Source organism: Rhizobium leguminosarum (genome assembly GCF_019798305.1).
GTDB classification, from domain to species: domain Bacteria; phylum Pseudomonadota; class Alphaproteobacteria; order Rhizobiales; family Rhizobiaceae; genus Rhizobium; species Rhizobium leguminosarum_U.
Map to the genome: position 1 here is coordinate 200,298 of NZ_JAAXDD010000006.1, position 25,144 is coordinate 225,441.

Sequence of the window (25,144 nt, forward strand, 5' to 3'; positions counted from 1 at the left end):
TCACGGGGGGTTCTGCAAATGACCGACGAGCGCCTTAAGGCGATCCCGCTGAAAAGTTTGCAGGCGTTCGAGGCGGTGGGGCGCTGCGGCGGCGTGACGGCCGCAGCCCTGGAACTCAAGGTGTCGCCCGGGGCCATCAGCCAGCAGATTCGCAAGATCGAAAGCTTTCTTGGCGTTTCGCTTCTGGAGCGCAGCGGGCGAACCGTCGAGCTGACCGCCTGGGGCCGGCTCTACCACCAGGAGATATCGAAGGGGTTCGAGCAATTTGCGCTGGCCCAGCAACTGTTGGAGAAGGCGCGCAACGAGACAGCGTTGGTGCTCAGTGCGCTTTCCTCCGTCGTCAACAAATGGATCGGCAGGCGCATCTTCGACTGGCAGGCGCTTCATCCCGACGTGCAGGTGAGGATTATCGGACGCGACAAAGAGCCCCGCATCGGCTTCGACGATGTCGATTTCCGCGTCAGCTATGGGTCGGACGTGCTGCAGCACGAACATTATACGGAACTGTTCCGCGATTGGGTGGTGCCTGCCTGCTCGCCGGCGCTGATGCAGGATCGCGCGCATGCGGCTCGCGATCTCTTCGAACAGCCCCTTCTCCATGTCGAGTGGGAACGGCACTTCACCCCCTATCCCAGCTGGGCGGAGTTTGCCGCCAAGGCCGGTGTCCCCCTCGATGCGTCGACGCCGGGTCTCTCCTTCACCCTGTCGAGCAGTGCAATTGACGCCGCCGTCAACAAGCGCGGCATCGTTCTCGCGCAGATGTCGATGATATCAGATGAGCTTGCGGCGCAAACGCTGGTCATTCCCGTCGATATGCGTATTGCACTGCGCGAGAGCTACTTTCTCGCCTGGGATCGGGCGGCCTTGCAGAAACCCCACGGGCGAGAATTCCGCGATTGGCTCATTGCCATTTCCCGTCAGCAGGCCTTGGCATCAGCTCCTGCTGCATAATTTCTCAAATCGGAATCGATTTGAGAAATTATGCATCGATTCAAAAATGTTACAGCGTCCTTTGCGCGTCAGAAAAGACGCGCGGCGCTGCAGTCAACACTTTAGAAAAACTAAAACGGAACTCAGCTGCGTGATATTGATGAACATTTGCGCCTGGCGATAATTTGCGCAGTCGCCTTCAAGAGGCGGCGTGGCGGACAATGGCAGGAGAGCTCAATGGCGCGGACCGACAAGATGAAACTCGGGACTTTCGTCTATACTTTCGGCTTTCACCCTGCCTCCTGGCTGCATCCGGCAAGCAATGTCAATGGCGCCAACGACTTCGCTCATCTGCTCGATGTTGCCAAACGATCCGAAGCGGCCAAGTTCGATTTCATGTTCATGGCGGATTCTCCCGCCGCCGCCGTTGGCGATCCGAAGGCGCTTGCCCGCATTCCGACCAAGATGAACCGCTTCGAACCGCTCTCGCTGCTTTCAGCTCTGGCAGTCACCACCAACGATCTCGGCCTCGTGGCGACGGTGTCGACGAGTTACTACGAGCCATACAATGTCGCGCGCCTGTTCGCCTCGATCGACCATCTGAGCAAGGGCCGTGTCTGCTGGAATGTCGTCACGTCCGACCACGACGAAACCGGCTACAATTTCAATCGCGAAGGGCTCGACCCGCATGCGCTGCGCTACGAGCGCGGCAACGAATTCGTCGATGTCGTTTTCGGCCTCTGGGATAGCTTCGAGGACGGCGCGCTGCTGCTCGACCGTGAAAACGGCATCTACTACGACAAGGACAAACACCACGCGCTCAATCACAAAGGCAAGCACTTCCAGGTTCGCGGGCCGCTCAACATAGCGCGAACGCCCCAGGGCCGCCCGGTCATCGCCCAGGCGGGCGGTTCGGAACCTGGAATGGACATGGCGGCGCGCACGGCCGAGATCGTCTTCAGCCTCGCATCGAATATCGAGCGCAACCGGGCCTTCTACGAAAACGTCAAGAGCCGGATGCCGGCCTTTGGGCGCGATCCCGACGACCTGAAAATCATGCCGGGCATCGTGATCAACGTCGGTGAAACCGAAGCCGAGGCAAAGGCGAAGGTGGATTATCTGATCGACAAGATGCATCCGGATGTCGGCCGGCTGATGCTTTCCGAATTCCTCGAGGCGGACCTGCGCGATGTCGCTCTCGACAAGCCCTTCCCCATGGATCGGCTGCCGGCGACGCCGAAGGGATCACGCGCCCTGTTCGACGAGCTGGTCGATTTCGTGAAAAGCGGTCACACCGTCGGCGAACTCATCCGCCACTATGCCGAGAAACATACGGGAAACGGCATGACAGGCACGCCGGCCCAGATCGCCGATTTCATGGAGGAATGGTTCGAGACGCGTGCGGCCGACGGCTTCATCCTGATGTTTCCGACCTTGCCGTCCAGCCTCGACGACTTCGTGCGGCTTGTCCTGCCCGAGCTTCGGCGCCGCGGACTGTTCCGCGAGGAATACGAGGGCAAGACCTTGCGCGAAAACCTCGGTCTTTCAATGCCTGTCAATCGCTTTGCCAAAACACAAGAGCCAGCCCGATGAGTGTCGAGGCTTTGATCAGCGAAGCGGACTTCAAGCTTTCGATGCGTCATCTGGCAGGTGCCGTCAGCGTGATTACGGTCGGCGACGGGCAACACCGCACCGGCTTCACGGCAACGTCGGTCTCCTCACTTTCGGCAGAGTTGCCGTCCGTCATCGTCAGTGTCAACCGAGCGTCTTCCTCATGGCCGGCGCTGCAGCGGTACGGCTGCTTCTGTGTCAACGTACTGGCCGCCGACCAGCAGCAGGTGGCGCAATCCTTTGCCGGTGTTGACGGGCGAAAGGGCGCCGAACGTTACGGCGATGCGGGATGGTATCGCCTCAAGACCGGCGCGGCGGCCCTTGAAAATGCCCTGACGGTCCTGGACTGCAAGCTCGAAACCGCATTCCACTACAATTCCCACGCCATTTTGGTCGGACATGTCTGCGCGATGGAAATCCGGCAGGGCATAGGGCCGCTGCTATATTGGCGCGGCGGCTATCATGAACTTCCAGCGGACGTCGATCGCCGCAAGCTAACGAAGGCGCTCGGATAATAGCCCGATCGAGGCGACATCCGCATTGGCAAAGGCAAGTCTGAGATAACCCTCCTGCCTCTCGCCGAAATAGGCGCCGGGCAGACAAACCATTCCGGATTCCTTGGCGAGTTTTTCGGCAACCTCGGAAGACGATTTATCGGCGTAGGGATGGCGGACAAAGGCGAAATAGGCGCCGATCGCGGCGATCTCCCAATCCGGCAGCCCGGAAAAGACCAGCCTCAACGCCTCCGCCCGGCGAGCGATCTCCAACTGGTTGCCGGCTCGCCAATCGGCGAGCGCCGGGATCGCCGATGCAACGGCGACCTGTGCCGAACGCGGCGCGCAGATCTGCATATTGTCCATCACCTTGGCGATCTCGGCGACAAGTTTGGGGCCCGCCGTGATTGCACCCAGTCTATGACCGGGAATGCAGAAGGATTTCGAGAAGCTGTAGAGAAGAACGAGCGTGTCCTCCCAACCCGGCTCGGAGAGTAGAGCGTGCGGCCGCCCGTAACCCTCGGCTAGGAAATCGCGATAGGTTTCATCGAGAACCAGCCAGGCACCATATTTCCGGCAGAGCACAAAAAGCTCGTGAAGCAGGCTCGGCGGATACACGGCCCCTGTGGGATTATTGGGGGTGACGACGGCAAGCATCTTCGCGCCGGCCGCAAGCGCCGCCTCAGCCGAACCCGGATCGGGAAGAAAGCCGCCGGCTGGGTCGCAATCGACCAATCGACGCCCGATCCCCAGCATTGATAACGTCGTGTCGTAGTTGAAATAGAAGGGATTGGTCAGCGCCACCGTATCGCCCGCGCCCGCCAGCGCGATCGCCGTACACATGAACGCCTGATTGCAGCCGGCGGTAATGTGAATATTACCGGCGGAAAGGTCGGCGCCATAAAGCGCGGCAAGATGAGCCGCGTAGGCCTTGCGCAGCAGAGGTTCACCTTCGATCGGCCCGTAACCCGTCATGGCCTGTTGCCCAGCCGCTTCGCCCAGAAGCCGCAGCATCTCCGGATGCGCGGGATAGCCGGGAACGGCTTGCGACAGGTCGATGAGCGGTCCTTTTTCTCCTTTATATTCGCGGCTCCAGGCGATGACGGAAGGAATGGGTGGGGCAGAGAGGCGGGCAACGAGCGAATTGGGTTTTGCAGCGATCATATCGATTTCTCTTTGATACCGATTGCTATAACGATACCAATTGCTTTCTCAACCTCTTTGTCCGATCTCCAAGAACGGCACGAGACTGGCGCCATATGCCGGAGTGCCGACCTTGCTCAGCGCACCCTACATGGTGGGTGGTGACGTCGTCGAAGTTGCCCCGCAATATGGCGCAACGACCAACACGGCGCACGCCGCAACACAGGCGCTCTTCGAGGTCCTGAGCCTCATGGTGTTTAGTCCATCGATCGGCAGGCGCTAAGGCCGACCTCTCGATTATCTGTGGGAACCGGCCGGATGGGCCAAGACCATGTCATTCACACGCCAGCAATGGTGGAAGCAAGGATTATCGCTCCCATGATCGTGGCCACCGCCCCTCCCTCTTGCAGCCGCCCGTTGGTGGAGGCGATGTGCAGTATTGCGGCGAAGCCGTCATCGTCACGCCATGCGTTCTAGGCAACGCACCTCAAAAACTCTTCGGTCTCTATGAGTTCGAGCTGCACGGAAAACCGATCGTGCAGAAGTTCCAGTGACGCGTCGTGCGTCTCGTCGGAGCCGCTGCAGACGGCGTCCTTGAGCACGATGACATGATAGCCGAGATCGATCGCGCCGAGCGTCGCGGCCAGCACGCAGACATCGGTTTCTCCGCCGGTTACGACAAGCGTATCGACCCGCTCCGACTGGAGGATCGTATGAAGGCGACCGTCGATCCAAGGGGAATAGGTGCGTTTGTCGAAATGCCTTGCCGGCGGAACCAGCGACGCCAGCGATGAAACGAGATCGATCAAGTCGCGCGGAAGATGTTCGCCCGTCATCATCCACCATTTCCGGTAATAATCCCGCCATTTCCCCGGCATGTCGTCCGCACGCTCGGGCGGCAGGAAGCGGGTAAAGATCGTTCGCGACGGGTGCCGCCCGGCCAGTTCTTCGATCTGGGGAGAGATCCGTACCATCCAGGCAACCTGCCACGGCGTGTCTTCGGCAAACATCCGCTGCATGTCGACGCAAAGGTGCCGCCACTCCCCGACCTCGCCCATCAGATCCTCCATCCGGTGTTCGGGGCATCAACTGTCGCAAGGGGCGAAAGTTCCCCTGGCCAGCGAAGATCAGAAGCCTCTTACGCGACGGCGCCTGGAGCGGTCGAGAGTAACCCGGCGCTTTCAGCTTTCCCGAAACTATCAAGGTCGCCAAGAGGAACCGGTTTCGAAAAGAAGTAGCCTTGGAGGTCAGTGCAGCCAAGGGCGGCCAGAAAGTCGCGTTGATATTCCGTTTCGACCCCTTCCGCCGTCGTCGAGATACCAAGGTTGCGGCTGAGCGCGACGATGGCGCCGATGATTGCCGCCCCGTTGGCTTTGGTGCCGAGCTGTGAGACGAACGATCGATCGATCTTGATGCGGTCGATATCGAAGCGCAGCAGATGGCTGAGGCATGAAAAGCCGGTCCCGAAATCGTCGAGCGAAACCTGAACACCCCGGCTGCGCAGCGACTTCAGCACCGTATAGACGTCCGAATTATCTTCGATGAGCGAGGACTCGGTGAGCTCGAGCTCGAGCCGGGACGGCGGCAGACCAGTCTCCTGCAGCACTGTGAAGACTTCCTCGGCGAAATTTGGTCTTCTCAACTGGGCGGGAGACACGTTGACGGCAACAAACGTGTCCTCCGGCCATTTGCAAGCGGCTCTGCAGGCTTCGCGCAAGACCCAGAAACCGAGAGCGTCGATGAGGCCGCCCTCCTCGGCGACAGGGATGAAGCTGGCAGGCGTCAATAGTCCGCGCTGACTGTGACGCCAACGCACCAGAGCCTCGGCGCCCGACGCCGCGTATCCTGCCTCAGCGCGATGGACCGTCTGGTAATAGACCTCGAGCGATCCGAAGTCCGGCCGGTTCGCACTCGGATCGACGTGTGGGCCATCAGCGGATGATGCCATGCCTTTGGCCAGAACTTCCCGCAATTCGTTCTTGAGAATGTCGCGCGCATTCCGGCCGCCGTCCATGGACGATGAATAGAGACGCCACTGGCCTCTGCCGCCCATCTTTGCCTCATACAGTGCGACGTCGGCGTAGCGCATGATGTCATCGGCATTCCGCCCTGCATCCGGCACGACGGTCACGCCGATCGAGGCGCCGACGCGCGCGACCGCCTCGCCCCTCAAAAGCGGGAAGGGTTTGCCAAGTTCGGCAACGATCGCGTCGCATATTGCCGGCAAAACGTGGTCATGATCTCTGATGTCTCGGAGAAGCAGAGCGAATTCGTCCCCTCCGAGCCGGGCAAGCGTGTCGCCCGGACGAAGCAGGGAGCGGATCCGCTCCGCAGCCATCCTGATGAGTTCATCGCCGGCGGCATGGCCGAACGTGTCGTTTACGGCTTTGAAGCGGTCGAGGTCGAGAAGTGCGACCGCCGAGCGCTCGGCCGAGTTCCGCGTCTCGGCTAGGCACTCGTCGAACCTGATCGCGAACAAAGCGCGGTTGGGAAGGCTCGTAAGCACATCATGCAAGGCAAGCTGCCTTGCATGCAGCTCACTTTTCTTCAACTCGCCGAGACTGCTTCGCAGGCGCACCAGCAAGACCGAGAACAGGATCGCGATGACCAAGGCGGCAATCGAAAGCGCCGGCATCAATCGGCCGATCACCCTCGAACCTGGAAGATCGGGTCGCCATACGATGAAGCCGATCGGTTCGCCGTTTGCCGTGGCGTCAATCTGGAACGCAACTTCGTTTTCGTCTGCATCGGCCGTGCGCGCGAAGCGGGCGCCGTTAAGGCCCTGTTGCCGGCTCAATTCGTCCAGCGCCGCACCATCGATAAAGCGCACGACGATCAGGAATTGCCGCATTGGCTGGCTCTGCCTCTCAGTTGCCTCGTTGATGGCGACGATGCCGACGATCGTCGGCCGACCTTCCAGCCGCATCAGATTGGCGAGCGCAAGTTTCGAACGGGCGGCACTCGCAAGGCGGCTTTCCATTGAAGACGGTGTTCGTTCGTTGGAAACCGTACCTTGTCTTACCCCAAGCCGGGCATCCTGAAGGAGGGGCAAGAAGAGAGGCTTCATCCAGCGATAACGCTTTTCCGTCTGGGCATCCGCCAGCATGAGCAGTTGCGCCTTCTCGTCGACGACAAAAGCTTGATCATAGCCGAAGGCAGACATTGCAGTCTGGCTGATCGCACTTCCGGCCGCCGCCGACAGAACAGCATCGAGGCTGGAGGAGGAGCCTCCGGTTGACCGGGCCGCCGGATAAACACGTGTGAGATAGCCGTTGCCGAACTGGCCGATAACATGCGCGACTTCATCGACCTGTTCCCGTAGGCGCGCATTCACAAGCTGGCGCTGTCGATCAAGGGCGGCAGCGTCGCTCTCGGTTCCCGCCCACAACGCCGAAAGCACGACAAGACCGATAGCCCCAAGTCCGCTGACGGCAATCAGAAACAGAATTCTTCCCGAAGCGATCCAGGATTTCTGAAACGTGTTGGAGCTGGAAGGAAGAACGATGTGCAAGCCTGGACCCCTGAACACCCCCGACGCGGGCGCATTCGTCGACGCTAACAAAGAAGCGTTCACGTAGAATTAAAGGCTGCGGCGCACTATAGCGCGAGATCGACTACGCCCTAAGGAGCTCCTGACGATGTTGCGCATATCTATACAGACTATATTGCGCGGAGCGCTGATGGCAGGCGGGATCGGTATCTTTTTCGCCGCGACCTCGCCGCTCGATGCGGCTGCGCAAGATCGCATGCCGATGAGAATAGCCGTCGAGGGTGCATTTCCACCCTTCAACTATCTCGATGCCAATGACAAGCTGCAGGGCTTCGACATCGATATTGCCAATGCGTTGTGCGAGGTTGGCAAGTTCGAATGCCAATTTATCATCGAGAAGTGGGACGACATCATCCCCGATCTCGTTGCCGACAAATACGACGCGATTATCTCATCCATGTCGATGAGCCTTGAGCGGCGTCAAAAGGTTGCCTTCACGGAGAAATACTACAACAGCCCCTCCGTGTTCATCGCTCGGAAGGCTTCGTCGATCAGCGATGTCAGCCCAGCTGGCCTCAGCGGCAAGATCCTCGGGGTGACGTCGTCGACGGCGCAGGAATCCTATGCCAACCATCTCTATCCGGAGATGAAGAAGAAAGTCTTCCGGTCTTCGCCTGAATTGTACAAGGGGTTGTCGGACGGCAGCGTCGATATCATCCTGGAGGACAAACTCGCCATCTACGACTGGATCGCCAACACCAAGGCGGGAACCTGCTGCGAGTTCAAAGGACCGGATCTGGCCGACGTCACATACTTCGGCGAAGGTGCCGGCATCGCGCTGCGCCTGGACGACAAGGAGCGTCTGACGCGTTTGAACGAAGCGTTGAAGAGCATCAAGGCGGACGGGACCTACGACATGATTAACGCAAAATACTTCCCGTTCAGCATCCAGTAATTCGTCAAGCAAATTGTCATGTGACAAACGCGGAATGGCCGGGTTTCCGCCGGCCATTCCTGTCAGGTAAAGTACCTCGGTCGTAATCGCTATGCGGCTTTCGCCACCTCTCCGTGCGGATCGAGGACATATTTTGTCGCCGCTCCATGATCGAAGCTCTCATATCCAGCGGCGGCATCGTCGAGCGGGATGACCTTGGCGTTGACGATATCGGCAATTGGCAGTCGGTCGTGGAGGATCGCCTGCATGAGCTGACGATTATATTTGATCACCGGAGTCTGGCCGGTGTGGAAGGACTGCGCCTTGGCCCATCCGAGGCCGAAGCGGAGAGAAAGATTGCCGTGTTTGGCGGCATTGTCGACGGCGCCCGGATCCTCGGTAACGTAGAGGCCGGGAATGCCGATCGAACCCGCGGCACGGGTAATCTCCATCATCTGATTGAGCACGATCGCCGGCTGTTCCCCGCCCGAGTGGCCACGCGCCTCGAAGCCGACCGCATCGATGGCGCTGTCCACTTCGTTGGTGCCGACGACCTGTGCGATCATATCGCCGAGACGGTCGCTCTTCGATAGGTCGATCGGTTCGAAACCGACCTTTGCCGCATGCGCCAGGCGGTCCTTGTTGAAATCGCCGATCATCACGACAGCAGCGCCGAGAATGCGAGCCGAGGCGGCAGCGGCAAGGCCGACCGGGCCGGCGCCTGCGACGTAGACGGTCGAGCCGACCCCAACACCTGCACGCACGGCGCCATGGAAGCCGGTGGGCAGAATGTCGGAAAGCATGGTGAGATCCCGGATCTTCGCCATTGCCTTGTCCCGATCGGGGATTTTCAGCAGGTTGAAATCTGCGTAGGGAATGGTGACGTAGCGTGCCTGTCCGCCGATCCAGCCGCCCATGTCGACATAACCGTAAGCACCGCCGGCGCGGGCCGGGTTTACTGTCAGGCAGACGCCGGTATCCTGAGACTTGCAGCAGCGGCAACGGCCGCAGGCGACATTGAACGGCACCGAGACGATATCGCCGATGTCGAGCATCTCGACATCGATGCCTTTCTCGATGATCTCGCCGGTGATTTCATGACCGAGGACCAGGCCCGGCATCGCCGTCGTGCGGCCGCGGACCATGTGCTGATCGGAGCCGCAGATATTGGTCGAAATCACCTTCAGGATGACGCCGTGTTCGATGCGGCGGCCGTCGGGCGCTTCCAGCTTCGGATCGTCGATGTCGCGAACTTCGACCTTGCCCGGCCGGAGATAGACGACGCCTCTATTTTTGCTCATGGATTCCTCCCACTTGTTTGAATGTCTCGATCTGCAACCGATGCAGTCGATGGCAACTTCCCTCCGGCCTGCCTCCTCTGCAGCCCGGTGTCCAAAACACGCGGATACCGCCGCACCGGGCGATATTCGAATTTTCAAATCGGACAGATTGGATGCAGTAGAGGAGTGAACGCCACGGTTTTCGCCTGTCGTTCCGCTCGTGACCGTCTGCCGCAATCCGTCGATTTGCTACGCAAGAGCTGGTTTCCGGCTCCAGAATCTCCTTCCGATCCATCTCGATATCTTTCCGGATGTCGATCCGGCGATTTCCTTGAGGATTTCAGTTCTTCTACCGCTGCGGGGCAGCGCCGGCGTCGGGCCGCCTTGCCAATGTCCATTTCGCCAGTTTGCGAGATAGCGCCTTGAACATCACAAACAAACCATGCCTGACAGAAAACAGCGATCAAGAAAACGACATGGGCGCAACTCAAAGACGACAGTCGGTAAAGTCGCAAAAGATCGCTGCGCAGGGGAAATAATTGATCCCGCGAATACGGCGGTTTTCCGGATCGCCCGGGAAGATTTGATTGCGGCCTGCGTTGAGGATGAGAGGTTTACGCGCGATGCGGCCGGCGGCTGCGGCTGCGGTTGACGTCGATGGCCGTGTGCCAGAGCACGGCGCCAAGGATGATCGCACCGCCGAAAAAGGTGGCAACGGGCGGCTGCTCGGAAAACAACAACCAGACCCAGAAGGGTGTAAGCACGATTTCCATCGTGCCGATCAGCGCCGCCTCCGCCGGCGGCATCCGCTTCGCCCCGGCAAGGAAGAGCACCAGCGCGAGCGAGAAATTGGTCGCTCCAAAGGCGGCAAGAACGATCCAGTTGTGCAGGTCGAGTGAGCCGACCGAACCGAACGGGGCAAAGATGGCAAGCGTCAAGAATGCGCTGACCACGGTCGGTGGCAAGCTCGGCACATCGGGGCTGATGCGCGGAATGATGATGACGAGCGCGAAGGACACGGTCATCCCGAGCGCCAGCAGATCGCCCCAACCGGTGCCGCCGCCGATCGACGAGGCGACGATGACCGTGACGCCGAGGAGCGAGATGCCGCCGGCAATCAACGTCCGCCTGGCAACTCTCTCCCTGAGGATAAGCCAGCCGAGCAACGCTGCGATAAACGGCGCGGTCGCATAGATCATCGTCACATTGGCGACGGTGGTCATGTAAAGCGCGCCGATGAAGCATCCCTGACTGAAGGTCTGGCATGCGATCATCGCAAGTCCTGTGGGATGGAAGACGGAACGCCATTGCTGCCGCGAAATACCCCCTTCGAGGAAAAGGCAGGGGATCAGCAGGAACAGGCCTCCGAACAACGACCGCCAGGCGATCGCCGTCCATACGTCGGTGGTCAGCAGTCGCGAATAAACACCGCTCGCGCTCCAGGCAAGTGTCGCGGCAATGATGAGAAGCACACCCTTCTCGTGCTCGCTGCCTGCGAGGCGTCTGGCCGGATTTTCAATGTTCACGCAGATATTCTCAAAGAAGGAAGTCGAACGCGGCTCTTTTGTGCGCTGAGAATTGACATCAGACAAACGAATAGTAGTGATAACTATCATCGATTTTTTCTATGGCTATTCCATGCATCAGCCGATTGAGAGCGACCTGCTGAGAACCTTCCTGGTCGTTGCCGAAACCTCCAATTTCTCCGCCGCTGCCCAGCGCATCGGGCGGACGCAGTCGGCCGTCAGCACCCAGATCAAGAGGCTTGAGCAGACGATCGGCGAAACGCTGTTCGAGCGTGGCGCCCGCGGTGTGCTGCTCACACGCCAGGGCATACAGCTCGTGCCCTATGCCCGCAGGATCATTGATCTCCTGAACGAGGCCGCCGCGACGATCCGTAGCAAACCGCTGGACGGGCCGGTACGCATCGGAATTCCCGAGGAATACAGCCAGACGGTGCTGCCGGCAGCCCTTGCGGCTTTCGCAGTACGCCACCCGGCCGTCGAGGTCACCGTGTCCTGCGACTACACAGTCCGCAACTTGGCGGCCCTTGAACGGGATGAGCTTGATCTGGCCGTCGTTTTCGACTGGAGCGATGAAACGAAAGGCGAGGTCATCTGCATTGATCCCACGGTCTGGGTCACATCGATGGTGCACCGGCTGCACGACATCGATCCCCTGCCGATAGCGACCTATCGCAACTCCACCTGGTCGCGCGATTTTGCGCTCCGGTCGCTGGAGCAGATCGGCCGCAACTATCGGATCGCATTCATTGCCGATACCGGCTCGGGGCTGAAGAATGCCGTGACCGCAGGCCTTGCCGTCACCACGCTTTCCCGCAGCAGCATTCCGCCCGGCTGCCGGGAACTCACCGCTGAAGACGGTTTCCCGCCGGTCGATAACTCTAAGGTCGTGCTCCGCCGGAGCACCTACCGTTCCAGCGAGGCCGTCCGGGAACTCGCCGAAATGATACGGGATGCGTTTCAGCCTATGCCCGCATCTCCGGTGACGTGATGCGGCGGCGCAAGCGGCGCCGAGTCTCGGACGGGCTCTCGGAAAAACTCGCCCGGTAGCTTCTCGCAAAGGCTGAGGCCGAGTTGAAGCCGGTCGCCGCCGCGATGTCGGCAAAGGAGGCTGTCGTCTCGATTACCTTGCGGCGCGCCGCATTCAAGCGCAGCGCGAGATAATGCACATGCGGCGGCGCGCCGATGCTCTGCTGGAAGAGATCCTGCAGATGCCGAGCGCTGATGCCCACCCGCCTGGCCAGCCGCGTGAGGATCAGAGGCTGCTCGATATGCTCCTCCATCAGCCGTACTGCCTGCGTCACGCGGGGATCGTGCATGCGCAGTCCGGCCGAGGCTGCGGAAAGTGATTCATCGGCATGGAAGGACGGCTGCTCGTAACGGAACAGCCGGCTGACCTCGAGCGCCAGCGAATAGCCCTGCCGTTGCCGGATCACCTCCAGCATCAGGTCGACGGTCGGAAGCGAACCCGAGGTCGTCAGCCGCTTGCCGTCGATGACGAAGCGATCCTTGACGGCCCGCACCTCAGGATAGGCCAGGGCAAAATCCTCGTAGTCTTCCCAGTGGACGGTCGCCGGTAACCCGTCGAGCAGGCTGGCTTCAGCCAGCAGCCATGTGCCGGACTCTATGCCGGCAATCACCGTGCGATAGCGGGCGGCTTGGGAGAGCTGCATCTTGAGTGCCGGCGTAGCACTTCGGCGCCAGTTGTAACTGGCCAGCACGAACAGCGGCGTATCCTCGGTCGTCGCCTTGAAAGCGCCTTGCGCGGGCACGGCAATATTGCTGGTGGTCGGGACCGGTGCTCCGTCCGGCGTGAGCAGCCGCCAGCGATAGAGTTCGCTGCCGGAAATGCGGTTGGCGCCGCGCAGCGGCTCGATAACTGAGGCGATCAGGATCAGGTTCGCGTCCGGCAGGACAAGAAGGTCGATATCGAGCCGTTCCGTCGATCGCTGCAGCAAGATCACCTCCCTGGAGTTCCCATAATGTATCGATTGCTTCCGAAATTGCAATGCATTGCCATCCATCCTGTCGCGTAATGGGCACAAGACGAGGGAGAACAAAAACATGCCTCTTGCGATGAACCGCGATGTCTTCATCACCTGCGCCGTCACCGGCGCCGGCGATACGGTTTCCAAATCCAGCCACGTGCCGATCACTCCCAAGCAGATCGCCGAGTCCGCCATCGACGCTGCAAAGGCCGGTGCGGCCGTGGTCCACTGCCACGTCCGCGATCCGGAAACGGGTGCCGCCAGCCGCCGCAACGATCTCTACAGGGAAGTCACCGACCGCATCCGCTCGGCCGATGTCGACGTCGTCCTCAATCTCACTGCCGGCATGGGCGGGGACCTGATTTTCGGGGATGTCGAAAGCCCCCTTCCCCTCAATCCGAAGGGCACTGATATGGCGGGTGCCACCGAGCGCGTCAGCCATGTCGCCCAATGCCTGCCAGAGATCTGCACGCTCGACTGCGGCACGATGAATTTCAATCTTGGCGACTATGTCATGACCAACACGCCAGCGATGCTGCGGGCGATGGCGAAGAAGATGACCGATCTCGGCGTGCGGCCGGAGATCGAGGCCTTCGACACCGGCCATCTCTGGTTTGCCAAGCAGCTTGCCGAGGAAGGCCTGATCGAAGACCCGGTGCTGATCCAGCTGTGCATGGGCATTCCATGGGGCGCGCCCGACGATCTCAACACGTTCATGGCAATGGTCAATAACGTGCCCGCGAGCTGGACCTTCTCGGCCTTTTCGATCGGCCGCAACGCCATGGCCTATCCAGCGGCAGCCGTTCTGGCCGGCGGCAATGTCCGCGTCGGCCTGGAGGATAACCTGTTCGTCGGCAAAGGCCAGCTCGCTACCAACGCGCAGCTCGTCGAAAAGGCCGTGCAGGTGGTCGAGGGCATGGGTGCGCGGATCATCGGTCCGGAAGACGTTCGCAAGAAACTCAAACTGACGAAGCGCTGAGGACGGCATGACAGGGATCAACAAGGCGGCATGCATCGGCGGCGGCGTCATCGGCGGCGGATGGATCGCGCGTTTTCTGCTGGCCGGGATCGACGTCGATGTGTTCGACCCGCATCCGGAGGCGAGCCGCATCGTCGGCGAAGTCATCGCCAATGCCGAAAAAGCCTATGCCATGCTGACCGGGGCACCCCTGCCGCCGCGCGGCAGGCTGACCTTCTGCAAGACGCTGGAAGAGGCTGTTGCCGGCGCCGACTGGGTTCAGGAAAGCGTGCCCGAGAGGCTCGACCTCAAGCGCGGTGTGCTGAACGAGATCGACGCCGTGGCGCGACCGGACGCCCTGATCGGCTCTTCCACATCAGGCCTGCTGCCGACTGACCTGCAGCGCGACATGAAGCATCCGGAACGCCTCTTCGTCGCCCACCCCTACAATCCCGTCTATCTGCTGCCGCTCGTCGAAATCGTCGGTGGCGAGAAGACCTCGACGGCGACCATCAAGGCGGCGATGGAACGCTTGCCGGCGATCGGCATGAAGGGCGTCCACATTGCCAAGGAGATCGAGGCTTTCGTCGGCGACCGGCTGCTCGAAGCGCTCTGGCGCGAGGCCCTGTGGCTGATCCACGACGATATCTGCACCGTCGAGACGCTCGATGACGTCATCCGCTACTCTTTCGGCCTGCGCTGGGCGCAGATGGGCCTGTTCCAGACCTACCGCATCGCCGGCGGCGAGGCAGGCATGCGCCACTTCCTCGCCCAGTTCGGCCCCTGCCTTGCCTGGCCCTGGACCAAGCTCACCGATGTCGTCGATCTCGACGATGCACTGATCGAAAAGATCGGCCGGCAATCCGATGAACAGGCGGCCGGCCTGTCGATCCGTGAACTCGAACGCATCCGCGACGAAAACCTCGTCGGCATCCTGCAGGCCCTCAAGGGCGGCGATGGCGGCAAGGGCTGGGGCGCCGGCAAGCTGCTGAAGGACTTCGAGCAATCGCTCTGGGCACAAGGCGGCGGGACGACGTCTTTCGACCCGTCGAAGCCGCTGAGGCTCGTCGAGACGAAAGTCAGCCCTGCCTGGGTCGACTATAACGGCCATATGACCGAACACCGCTACCTGCAGGTTTTCGGCGACACCTCAGATGCGCTGCTGCGCCTCGTCGGCGTCGACGTCGCCTATGTCGAGGCGGGACACAGCTACTACACGGTGGAAACCCACATCCGCCATCTCGGCGAGGCGAAGCTCGGGCAGGCGATTCATTCGACCTGCCGGATCCTTGATTTCGACGACAAGCGGCTGCACGTCTTCCACACGCTTTACGATACGGCGACGGGCGAGCCCATTGCCACCGCAGAGCACATGTTGCTGCATGTCGACAGCAAGGCCGGTAAGGCCACTCCCGCGCCGGCCGCTATTCTCGACAAGGTCAAGGCGATCGCTGAAGCCCATGCGAAGTTGGCTGCGCCCGAAGGCGTCGGCCGTCACGTCGGCCAGAAACGGTAGGAGGATCGGCATGAATTTCGGACTGAGCGAAGAACAGGAAATGATCGTCGAGACGGTCCGCGCCTTCGTCGAGACCGAAATCTATCCGCACGAAAACGAGGTCGAGCGCAGCGGCATCGTCCCGCCGGAGCTCGGAGACGAGATCCGTCGCAAATGCATCGATCTCGGCTTTTACGCTTGTAATTTCCCGGAAGAGGTTGGCGGCGCCGGTCTCGACCATGTCACCTTCACCCTGGTCGAGCGGGAGCTCGGGCGCGGCTCCCTCGGGCTGACGGTTTTCTTCGGCCGACCCTCCGGCATCCTGATGGCCTGCGAGGGCGAGCAGCGAGAGCGCTACCTCCTGCCCGCAGTGCGCGGCGAGAAGATCGACGCGCTTGCCATCACCGAGCCGGACGCCGGTTCGGATATGCGCGGCATGAAATGCGCCGCCCGCCGCGACGGTGGCGACTTCGTCCTCAACGGTACGAAACACTTTATTTCGCATGCCGATGTCGCCGATTTCGTCATCGTCTTTGCAGCAACGGGCGAGGAGGAAACGCCGAAAGGTATCAAGAAGAAGATCACCGCCTTCCTGGTGGATCGTGGTACGCCGGGCTTCGAAATCCTCAGGGGCTATGATTCCGTTTCGCATCGCGGCTACCACAACTCAACGCTCAACTTCACCGATTGCCGGATTCCCGAAGCCCAAGTGCTGGGCGAGGTGCATCGCGGCTTAGATATCGCCAATCAATGGCTCTACGGCACGCGGCTGACGGTGGCCGCCACCTGCGTCGGCCGGGCGCGGCGCGTCTTCGACCTGGCTTTGCCCTACGCCGCCGAGCGCAAGCAGTTCGGCAAGCCGATCGGCGCCAATCAGGGCGTGTCGTTCAAGCTCGCCGACATGATCACCGAGATCGACGCGGCCGACTGGCTGACCCTTGCCGCCGCCTGGCAGGTCGATGCCGGCCGCCCCGCAGACCGGCAGATCGCCTCGGCCAAGCTCTACGCCTCCGAAATGCTGGCCCGGGTCACCGATGAAGCGATTCAGATCTTCGGCGGCATGGGCCTGATGGACGACCTGCCGCTCGCCCGCTTCTGGCGTGATGCGCGCGTCGAACGCATCTGGGACGGCACTTCTGAAATCCAGCGGCATATCATCAGCCGCGATCTGCTTCGACCTTTGGGAGCGTGAGCCGATGATGCCTCGCCCGCTCGACCGCCTGCTCAGACCGCAAACGATCGCCGTCATCGGCGGCCGTGAGGCGCGCAGGGTGATCGAGCAGTGCGACCGCATGGGCTTTGCCGGCGAGATCTGGCCCGTCCATCCCAAACTCGACGAGGTGCTCGGGCGGTCCTGCTATCGCTCAGTATCCGACCTGCCTTCGGCGCCGGATGCCGCCTTCGTCGGCGTCAACAGGATGCTGACCGTCGAGATCGTCCGCAGCCTTTCTGAGGCCGGTGCCGGCGGGGCGGTCTGTTACGCGTCGGGTTTCAGCGAGGCGACGGCGGAACTCAGCGACGGCGCCGAGCTGCAGCAGGCCTTGCTGGACGCAGCCGGCGATATGCCGATCCTCGGGCCGAACTGCTACGGGCTGATCAACGGTCTCGATGGCGCGCTGCTCTGGCCCGATCAGCATGGCATGCAGCGTATCGAACGTGGCGTCGCGATCCTCACACAGTCCTCCAATATCGCCATCAACCTGACTATGCAGACTCGCGGCGTGCCGATCGCCTATGTGGTGACAGCCGGCAATCAGGCGCAGACATCGCTTGCCGATGTCGCCTGCGCATTGATCGACGACCCGCGCGTCACGGCGGTCGGCCTGCATGTCGAAGGTTTCGGCGATCTCTCTGCACTCGAACGCCTGGCCACCATGGCCCGGCGGTCGAGGAAGCCCGTCGTCGTGCTGAAGGTCGGCAGATCCGAGCAGGCAAAACGCGCGGCGGTTTCGCATACCGCCTCGCTCGCCGGCAGCGATGCCGTCGCAGACGCCGTGCTCGCCCGCCTCGGTCTTGGCCGTGTCCAGACCTTGCCGGCGCTGCTCGAAACCCTGAAACTGCTGCATGTCGCCGGCCCGCTCGCAAGCCATTCGATCTCGTCGATGAGCTGTTCCGGTGGCGAAGCCTCGCTGATGGCGGATGCCGCCGTCGGTCGCAACGTGGAATTCCCCGCGCTGCAGCCGCAACAATTGCCCCGTCTGCGGCGCGTTCTCGGCGAGATGGTGACGCTGTCCAATCCGCTCGATTACCACACCTTCGTCTGGGGGGATCTTGCACGCCAGACCGAAGCCTTCAGCGCCATGTTCGAGGGCGGTTATTCCCTCAATCTCGTCGTCCTCGACTTCCCCCGCAGCGACCGCTGCGATGCGTCCGAATGGGCGATGACGGCAGACGCGGTCATTGTGGCTGCCGCCGCAACCGGTGCGCTGGCCGGCCTTCTGGCAACCCTTCCGGAAAACATGCCAGAGCCCATCGCCGATCGGCTGATGGCAAATGGCATCATTGCCTTCTGCGGTATCGACGAAACCATCACGGCTGCGGAGGTCGCCGCCGGCATTGGCCGAACCTGGGCAACGCCGTCTTCCCTGCCGCTGCTCGACGTGCCCTTTATTGACGGCGAGATCGAGACGCTTACGGAGGCCGATGCGAAGGCTGAGCTTGCTGCCTTCGGCCTTCCGATTCCAAAGGGGCTGTTGGCGTCCTCTCCCGGTCAAGCGGCCGAGCAGGCCGGACGGCTCGGTTTTCCCGTCGTGCTTAAAGCGCTCGGCATTGCCCACAAAACCGAGGCTGGGGCCGTCGTACTCAACCTGGAGGATACTCAAGCCGTGTCGAATGCGGCGGCGGCCATGCCGCCGAATGCCGGTTATCTCGTCGAGAAAATGATCGATCCGCCGGTCGCCGAGCTCATTGTCGGCGCCGTCCGCGACCCTGTCTTCGGATTGTCGCTCACGCTTGGAGCGGGCGGAATCTTCGTTGAATTGCTTGACGATTCCGTCATCCTGCCCCTTCCGGCGACGAAAACCGACATTCACGCGGCAATTTCGCGCCTCAAACTTACAAAATTGATCTATGGCTATCGAGGGCGGTCAAAAGGCGATCTCGAGGCCGCTGTCGGCGCTGTCTCAGCAACGGCAGATTATGTCGTAAAGAACGCGGCACGGCTGGAAGAACTGGACATTAATCCATTGATGGTTCTTCCCGAAGGGCGTGGCGTGGCCGTGGTCGATGCTCTGATACGGCGGAGGAGGTAGCATAGGTTGAGCGATCCCATTCGCACACGACAGGACGACGGAGTGCTCGAAGTCGTCATCGACCGGCCGAAGGCGAATGCCATTGACCTTGCGACCAGCCGTGCCCTGGGGTTGATCTTCCGCGATTTCCGCGATGACCCGGCGCTGCGCGTCGCCATCGTGTCGGGCGCCGGCGAGAAGTTTTTCTGTGCCGGCTGGGATCTCAAGGCGGCGGCATCAGGCGATGCGGTCGACGGAGATTACGGGGTCGGCGGCTTCGGTGGGCTGCAGGAACTGCGCGACCTCAACAAGCCGGTTATCTCAGCGATCAACGGTATCTGTTGCGGCGGCGGTCTGGAAATCGCGCTGTCGACCGACCTGATCCTCGCCGCCGAACATGCGACCTTCGCCCTGCCGGAAATCCGCTCGGGCACGGTTGCCGATGCGGCTTCCATCAAGTTGCCGAAACGCATCCCCTACCACATCGCCATGGACATGCTTTTGACCGGGCGCTGGCTCGACGTTCACGAGGCGCATCGCTGGGGTTTCGTCAACGAGGTCCTGCCGGCCGAGCGGCTGATGGAGAGAGCATGGGAACTTGCCCGGTTGCTCGAGAGCGGGCCGCCGCTCGTCTATGCGGCCATCAAGGAAATCGTGCGCGAAGCGGAGGGTTCGACCTTCCAGACTGCCATGAACAAGATCACCAAGCGGCAGTTTGCGACGGTCGACAGGCTCTATTCAAGCGAGGACCAATTGGAAGGCGCACGGGCCTTCGCCGAGAAGCGAAGCCCCATTTGGAAAGGAAAGTAGCCAGGCGGCAGCAACCGCAACATCTTCCCGCATGATGCGGGCACCGGAGGTGGAGAGGAAACCGCCTGCGGACCTGCCCGGAAGTTCAGTCAACGCACCACAAAGAAGGAACAGGGGAATGACCGACTACACGAAATATCTCACAAGCCGCGTCACTGCCGGCGGGCTCAGCCGCCGCGAATTCATAGGACGCGCGATGGCGGCAGGCATCACACTTGCCGCTGCCGACAAGCTCTTCACCGAAAGTGCCGAAGCCGCCGAACCGAAGCGCGGCGGCCACCTGAAGCTTGGCCTCGAAGGTGGTGCCGCCACCGATTCCAATGATCCGGCAAAATTCCTGTCGCAGGTCATGTTCTGCATCGGCCGCTGCTGGGGGGACATGCTGGTCGAGTCCGATCCGCTGACGGGTGCTGCCGTGCCGGCGCTCGCCGAATCCTGGGAGCCGTCAAAGGACGCGGCGACCTGGACCTTCAAGATCCGCAAGGGCGTCAAGTTCCACAATGGCAAGGAACTGACGATCGACGACGTTGTTGCGACGCTGAAGCGCCACACCGATGCGAAGTCGGAATCCGGCGCGCTCGGTGTTCTCGGCTCGATCAAGGAGATCAAGGCCGACGGCGGCAATCTCGTCTTGACGCTCAGCGAAGGCAATGCCGACATGCCGTTGCTGCTGTCGGATTACCATCTGGTCATCCAGCCGAACGGCGGCGTCGATGATCCGTTGGCGTCGATCGGCACCGGCCCCTATAAGATGACGAGCTTCGAGCCCGGCGTCCGCGCCACCTTTGAAAGGAACAAGGACGACTGGCGCACCGACCGAGGTTATGTCGATTCGATCGAAATCATCGGCATGAATGATGCGACCGCCCGTATCGCCGCACTTTCGTCCGGCCAGGTGCACTACATCAACCGTGTCGATCCGAAGACCGTCAATCTGCTGAAACGCGCCCCGAACGTCGAGATCCTCTCGACCGCCGGCCGCGGCCACTACGTCTTCATCATGCATTGCGACAAGGCGCCGTTCGACAATAACGACCTGCGCCTCGCCCTCAAATACGCCATGGACCGCGAGACCATGGTGCAGAAGATCCTCGGCGGTTACGGCAAGGTCGGCAACGACTTCCCGATCAACAGCACCTATGCGTTGTTCCCCGAAGGCATCGAGCAGCGCGCCTACGATCCCGACAAAGCGGCGTTCCACTACAAGAAGTCGGGCCATAGTGGCTCCGTCCTCCTGCGCACCTCCGAAGTCGCCTTCCCCGGCGCCGTCGACGCGGCCGTCCTCTATCAGGAAAGCTGCAAGAAGGCCGGCATCGAGATCGAGGTCAAACGCGAACCGGGCGACGGCTACTGGACCAACGTCTGGAATGTCCAGCCCTTCTCGACCTCCTACTGGGGTGGCCGCCCGACGCAGGACCAGATGTATTCCACCGCCTATCTCTCGACGGCGGACTGGAACGACACCCGTTTCAAGCGTCCTGACTTCGACAAGCTGCTGCTGCAGGCCCGCTCCGAACTTGATGAAGCCAAGCGCAAGGACATGTATCGCACCATGGCGATGACGGTCCGTGACGAGGGCGGGGTGATCCTGCCGATGTTCAACGATTTCGTGAACGCCTCCACCAAGCAGGTGAAGGGTTATGTCCATGACATCGGCAACGACATGTCGAACGGCTACGTCGCGACCCGCGTCTGGCTGGACGCTTGATGGCAAGGGGCGTTTGCCCCTCTGATCTCCAACGAAGCCGGGACCGTGGGATGAACCCGCGGTCCTCCCGACGTTTTAGCGCGAGGTCCTCGCCATGACCAATCCTGCCCCAAGCATCTTGCCAGGCCTCGGGTTCCGGCAGCGTTTTCCGCTGCTTGCCCTTATCCTCGAGCGCTTCGTGCTCAGCCTGGTCCTGCTTTTTGCCGTCTCTATCCTGATCTTCGGCGGCCTGGAAGCTTTGCCTGGCGATTTTGCCACCACCTATCTCGGCCAGTCGGCGACCCCGCAGGCCGTCGCCAATATTCGCCAGGATCTCGGGCTGAACCGCCCGATAACCACGCGCTACGTCGAGTGGCTCGGCAACGCCGTCCAGGGTGACTTCGGCACCTCCTGGGCCAGCAAGAATTCGGTGAGCGAACAGATCGGCAAGCGCCTCGGCAACTCGCTGTTCCTGGCGGGTTTCGCAGCGGTGATTTCAGTGCCGCTCGCCGTCGGTCTCGGCATGCTGTCGGTGCACTTCCGTAACCGCCTGCCTGACAAGATCATCAACGTGATCTCGCTTGCGGCGATCTCACTGCCGGAGTTCTTTATCGGCTACCTGCTGATCCTGTTCTTCGCGGTGAAGCTCGGCATGGCGACCTTTCCAGCGACCGTCTATGACAGCATGGGTTTCGTCGAGCGGTTGAAGGCGATCGCGCTGCCGACGGCGACCCTCGTCCTCGTCGTGCTCGCGCATATGATGCGCATGACGCGGGCGGCCATCCTCTCCGTCATGTCGTCGGCCTATATGGAAACCGCCGAGCTGAAGGGCCTCAGCGCCTTCCGCTCGATCGTCAAGCATGCCGCTCCCAATGCGCTTGCGCCGATCATCAACGTCATCGCGCTGAACCTTGCCTATCTCGTCGTCGGCGTCGTCGTTGTCGAAGTGGTCTTCGTCTATCCCGGCATGGGACAATACATGGTCGATGCGGTCACCGTACGCGACATGCCCGTCGTGCAGGCTTGCGGCCTGATCTTCGCGGCCGTCTATATCTTCCTCAACATGACGGCCGATATCCTCGCCATTATCGCCAATCCCCGGCTGAGGCATCCGCGATGAGATTAAGAGACATTCCCATCACCGCCTGGATCGGCATGGTCGGTATCGCCGTCGCCTTCATCTTCGCAATCTTTGCACCCTGGCTCGCTCCCTATGGCGAGACGCAGGTCGTCGGCGACGTCTGGCAACTGCCGGATAACCAGTATATTTTCGGTCTCGATAATCTCGGCCGCGACATCTTCTCGCGGCTGATCTACGGCGCGCGCACGACGCTGACGGTCGCATCCGCCGCCACCGTCATTTCCTTCTCGCTCGGCATTATCCTGAGCTTCACCGCTGCCGTCTCGCGCGGCCTCATCGACACAGTCTTTTCGCGCTTCAACGATCTGATGATGTCGATCCCGACGCTGATCTTCGCGCTGGTGGTCCTGGCGGTACTGCCGCAAAACATGGTCGTGCTGATCCTTGTCATGGCGATCCTCGATTCCACCCGCGTTTATCGTCTCGGCCGTGCCGTGGCGCTTGATGTCGCGGTGATGGAATTCGTCGAGGCGGCGACGCTGCGCGGCGAAGGCAAGCTCTGGATTATCTTCCGCGAAATCCTGCCGAACACGCTGTCGCCTCTGCTTGCCGAATTCGGGCTGCGCTTCGCCTTCTCGATCCTGTTCCTCTCGACGCTTTCCTTCCTCGGCCTCGGCATTCAGCCGCCTGCGGCCGATTGGGGCGGCATGGTCAAGGACAACAAGGACGGCATCATCTTCGGCATCTCGGCAGCGCTGGTGCCGGGCACGGCGATCGCGACACTTGCCGTCTGCGTCAATCTTGTCGTCGACTGGCTCCTGAAACGCACATCCAGCCTCAAGGGAGGGCGCGGCGATGCCTGAGCTTCTTTCCGTTCGCAATCTGAAGATCGAAGCAACCAGCTATCCGCCGGGCGAACCGCCGAAGCGAGTGACGATCGTCGACCGGGTTTCCTTCGACCTGCAGAAGGGCAAGGTCCTCGGCCTGATCGGGGAATCGGGCGCCGGCAAGTCGACGATCGGCCTTTCCGCGCTCGCCTACGGCCGGGGTGGCGCCGAAATCACCGGCGGCGAGGTGCGGCTCGACGGCGTCGATATCCTGCCGCTCGGCAAAAATGGCATCCGTAAAATTCGCGGCGCGCGGGTCTGCTACGTTGCCCAGTCGGCGGCGGCCGCCTTCAATCCGGCGCACAGACTCGGCGATCAGGTGATCGAAGCTTCGGTCAAACATGGTTTGATGAGCAAGGACGAGGCGCGAAAACGGGCGCTTTATCTGTTCGGGGTTCTCGGCCTGCCCAATCCCGAAACCTTCGGCGAGCGCTTTCCCCATCAGGTCTCCGGCGGCCAGCTGCAGCGGGCGATGACGGCGATGGCGCTCTGCTCCAATCCCGAACTGATCGTCTTCGACGAGCCGACGACGGCGCTTGACGTCACCACGCAGATCGACGTGCTGGCGGCGATCAAGCATGCCATCGAGGAAACGCACACGGCCGCCCTCTACATCACCCATGACCTTGCCGTCGTCGCCCAGATTTCGGACGACATCATGGTCCTGCGTTATGGCAGCCAAGTAGAATATGGCAGCGTCCAGCAAATCATCGAGGCGCCGCGGGAGGACTATACCCGCGCTCTCGTCAATGTCAGGCAGGCCTACCGCGAAGAAGCCGCCGACCAGTCCACGGCACTTCTCAAGGTCGAAAATGTCAGTGCCGAATATTCCAACGGCTTCAAAGTGCTGCACGATGTCACGCTGCACGTGCCGAAGGGGCAGACGCTCGCGGTCGTCGGCGAATCCGGTTCCGGCAAATCGACCCTGGCGCGCGTCATTACCGGCCTGTTGCCGCCGAGCAGCGGGCGCATTGTCTTTGACGGCAAGCCGCTGATGCCGGGTCTGAAGAGCCGGCCGAACGACGATCTGAGGCGCATCCAGCTGATCTACCAGATGGCCGATACGGCGATGAACCCGCGCCAGACGGTCCGCGACATCATCGGCCGCCCGCTGACCTTCTATTATGGCCTGAGAGGTGCCGAGAAGACCGCCCGGGTGAAGGAACTGCTCGATCAGATCGAGATGGGCAAAGGCTTCGTCGACCGCTACCCGGCCGAACTATCCGGCGGCCAGAAGCAGCGTGTGGCGATCGCAAGAGCGCTTGCCGCCAAGCCTGAACTCATCCTCTGCGACGAGCCGACCTCGGCGCTTGATCCGCTGGTGGCGGAGGGCATCCTCAAGCTGCTTCTCCGCCTGCAGGAAGAAGAACAGCTGTCCTATGTCTTCATCACCCACGACATCGCCATCGTCCGGGCGATTGCCGACAGCGTGGCGGTGATGCATCGCGGCCAGCTGGTGCGGTTCGGTCCGAAATCGACGGCGCTGTCGCCGCCGTTTGACGATTACACCGATCTGCTGTTGAAATCCGTGCCGGAAATGGAAATCGGCTGGCTGGAACGGGTGCTTGCCACGCGCCGCATGGAGAGCGCCGGTAACTGACCT

Annotated in this window: 20 protein-coding genes, 1 pseudogene and 1 riboswitch; of the genes and pseudogenes, 15 read left to right on the forward strand and 6 right to left on the reverse strand. The window is 61.4% G+C overall.

Translation table 11 applies throughout. The annotated features are described in order from the left end of the window. The first annotated feature begins 18 nt into the window (after positions 1-18). The 3 genes from HFO99_RS12775 to HFO99_RS12785 all read left to right on the forward strand — a co-directional run bounded on the left by HFO99_RS12775 (position 19) and on the right by HFO99_RS12785 (position 3,056). A complete protein-coding gene (locus HFO99_RS12775) occupies positions 19-951 on the forward strand; it encodes a LysR family transcriptional regulator (RefSeq protein WP_222361554.1) in 933 nt (310 codons plus the stop codon). A 216-nt stretch (positions 952-1,167) separates the two neighbouring features. Further along, entirely contained in the window at positions 1,168-2,523 is a 1,356-nt protein-coding gene (locus tag HFO99_RS12780) for an LLM class flavin-dependent oxidoreductase (RefSeq protein ID WP_222361555.1), read from the forward strand. Then, positions 2,520-3,056, forward strand: coding sequence for a flavin reductase family protein (locus HFO99_RS12785; protein WP_222361556.1), 537 nt, complete (start codon positions 2,520-2,522; stop codon positions 3,054-3,056). The genes HFO99_RS12780 and HFO99_RS12785 overlap by 4 nt, the downstream gene beginning before the upstream one ends. Here the strand turns inward: HFO99_RS12785 and HFO99_RS12790 are convergent. Then, positions 3,036-4,199, reverse strand: coding sequence for an aminotransferase (locus tag HFO99_RS12790; RefSeq protein WP_222361557.1), 1,164 nt, complete (start codon positions 4,197-4,199; stop codon positions 3,036-3,038). The genes HFO99_RS12785 and HFO99_RS12790 overlap by 21 nt on opposite strands. A gap of 130 nt (positions 4,200-4,329) precedes the next feature. On the opposite strand from HFO99_RS12790, the pseudogene HFO99_RS12795 reads away from it, so the two are divergent. Then, positions 4,330-4,461: pseudogene (locus tag HFO99_RS12795) on the forward strand (arginase family protein); the annotation flags it as partial. Between the two features lie 190 nt (positions 4,462-4,651). Here HFO99_RS12795 and HFO99_RS12800 read toward each other — a convergent pair. Together HFO99_RS12800 and HFO99_RS12805 are read right to left on the reverse strand one after the other, a co-directional pair. Continuing rightward, on the reverse strand, positions 4,652-5,236 hold the full coding sequence (locus HFO99_RS12800; RefSeq protein ID WP_222361558.1) for a cysteine hydrolase family protein: 585 nt from the start codon (positions 5,234-5,236) through the stop codon (positions 4,652-4,654). Positions 5,237-5,316: 80 nt separating this feature from the next. Further along, a complete protein-coding gene (locus tag HFO99_RS12805) occupies positions 5,317-7,689 on the reverse strand; it encodes a putative bifunctional diguanylate cyclase/phosphodiesterase (protein ID WP_261323120.1) in 2,373 nt (790 codons plus the stop codon). Positions 7,690-7,816: 127 nt separating this feature from the next. Between HFO99_RS12805 and HFO99_RS12810 the strand changes: the two genes are divergently transcribed. Further along, on the forward strand, positions 7,817-8,623 hold the full coding sequence (locus tag HFO99_RS12810) for a transporter substrate-binding domain-containing protein (RefSeq protein WP_222361560.1): 807 nt from the start codon (positions 7,817-7,819) through the stop codon (positions 8,621-8,623). Between the two features lie 89 nt (positions 8,624-8,712). On the opposite strand, the gene fdhA is transcribed toward HFO99_RS12810, so the two are convergent. Together fdhA and HFO99_RS12820 are read right to left on the reverse strand one after the other, a co-directional pair. Beyond that, entirely contained in the window at positions 8,713-9,903 is a 1,191-nt protein-coding gene (gene fdhA, locus HFO99_RS12815; protein ID WP_011654396.1) for a formaldehyde dehydrogenase, glutathione-independent, read from the reverse strand. A gap of 218 nt (positions 9,904-10,121) precedes the next feature. Next, positions 10,122-10,322, reverse strand: a riboswitch (cobalamin riboswitch). 174 nt (positions 10,323-10,496) lie between these two features. Next, the gene (locus HFO99_RS12820; RefSeq protein WP_222361561.1) at positions 10,497-11,408 is read right to left on the reverse strand and encodes a DMT family transporter; all 912 of its coding nucleotides are present in this window, start codon (positions 11,406-11,408) and stop codon (positions 10,497-10,499) included. A gap of 112 nt (positions 11,409-11,520) precedes the next feature. Here HFO99_RS12820 and HFO99_RS12825 point away from each other — a divergent pair, with 112 nt between their 5' ends. Next, positions 11,521-12,396, forward strand: a complete 876-nt coding sequence (locus tag HFO99_RS12825; RefSeq protein WP_222251870.1) for a LysR substrate-binding domain-containing protein — start codon at positions 11,521-11,523, stop codon at positions 12,394-12,396. On the opposite strand, the gene HFO99_RS12830 is transcribed toward HFO99_RS12825, so the two are convergent. Then, positions 12,371-13,369 (reverse strand): GlxA family transcriptional regulator, encoded by a 999-nt coding sequence (locus tag HFO99_RS12830; RefSeq protein WP_315857744.1) that lies wholly within the window; start codon positions 13,367-13,369, stop codon positions 12,371-12,373. The genes HFO99_RS12825 and HFO99_RS12830 overlap by 26 nt on opposite strands. A gap of 100 nt (positions 13,370-13,469) precedes the next feature. Here HFO99_RS12830 and HFO99_RS12835 point away from each other — a divergent pair, with 100 nt between their 5' ends. The 9 genes from HFO99_RS12835 to HFO99_RS12875 all read left to right on the forward strand — a co-directional run bounded on the left by HFO99_RS12835 (position 13,470) and on the right by HFO99_RS12875 (position 25,141). Further along, the gene (locus HFO99_RS12835; RefSeq protein WP_222361562.1) at positions 13,470-14,372 is read left to right on the forward strand and encodes a 3-keto-5-aminohexanoate cleavage protein; all 903 of its coding nucleotides are present in this window, start codon (positions 13,470-13,472) and stop codon (positions 14,370-14,372) included. 7 nt (positions 14,373-14,379) lie between these two features. Continuing rightward, positions 14,380-15,867: a carnitine 3-dehydrogenase gene (locus HFO99_RS12840; protein ID WP_222361563.1), complete on the forward strand. Its 1,488-nt coding sequence runs from the start codon at positions 14,380-14,382 to the stop codon at positions 15,865-15,867. A 10-nt stretch (positions 15,868-15,877) separates the two neighbouring features. Next, a complete protein-coding gene (locus HFO99_RS12845; RefSeq protein WP_222299896.1) occupies positions 15,878-17,038 on the forward strand; it encodes an acyl-CoA dehydrogenase family protein in 1,161 nt (386 codons plus the stop codon). 4 nt (positions 17,039-17,042) lie between these two features. Continuing rightward, positions 17,043-19,097 (forward strand): acetate--CoA ligase family protein, encoded by a 2,055-nt coding sequence (locus HFO99_RS12850; RefSeq protein ID WP_222361564.1) that lies wholly within the window; start codon positions 17,043-17,045, stop codon positions 19,095-19,097. 6 nt (positions 19,098-19,103) lie between these two features. Continuing rightward, entirely contained in the window at positions 19,104-19,886 is a 783-nt protein-coding gene (locus HFO99_RS12855) for a carnitinyl-CoA dehydratase (protein WP_222251650.1), read from the forward strand. 118 nt (positions 19,887-20,004) lie between these two features. After that, positions 20,005-21,594: an ABC transporter substrate-binding protein gene (locus HFO99_RS12860; RefSeq protein WP_222334417.1), complete on the forward strand. Its 1,590-nt coding sequence runs from the start codon at positions 20,005-20,007 to the stop codon at positions 21,592-21,594. A gap of 94 nt (positions 21,595-21,688) precedes the next feature. Then, positions 21,689-22,693, forward strand: coding sequence for an ABC transporter permease (locus HFO99_RS12865; protein ID WP_222334418.1), 1,005 nt, complete (start codon positions 21,689-21,691; stop codon positions 22,691-22,693). Further along, positions 22,690-23,517, forward strand: coding sequence for an ABC transporter permease (locus HFO99_RS12870; protein ID WP_222361567.1), 828 nt, complete (start codon positions 22,690-22,692; stop codon positions 23,515-23,517). The genes HFO99_RS12865 and HFO99_RS12870 overlap by 4 nt, the downstream gene beginning before the upstream one ends. Continuing rightward, complete coding sequence (locus HFO99_RS12875; protein WP_222361569.1) at positions 23,510-25,141, forward strand: ABC transporter ATP-binding protein; 1,632 nt, start codon at positions 23,510-23,512, stop codon at positions 25,139-25,141. Before HFO99_RS12870 ends, HFO99_RS12875 begins: the two co-directional genes overlap by 8 nt. Positions 25,142-25,144: the final 3 nt, after the last annotated feature.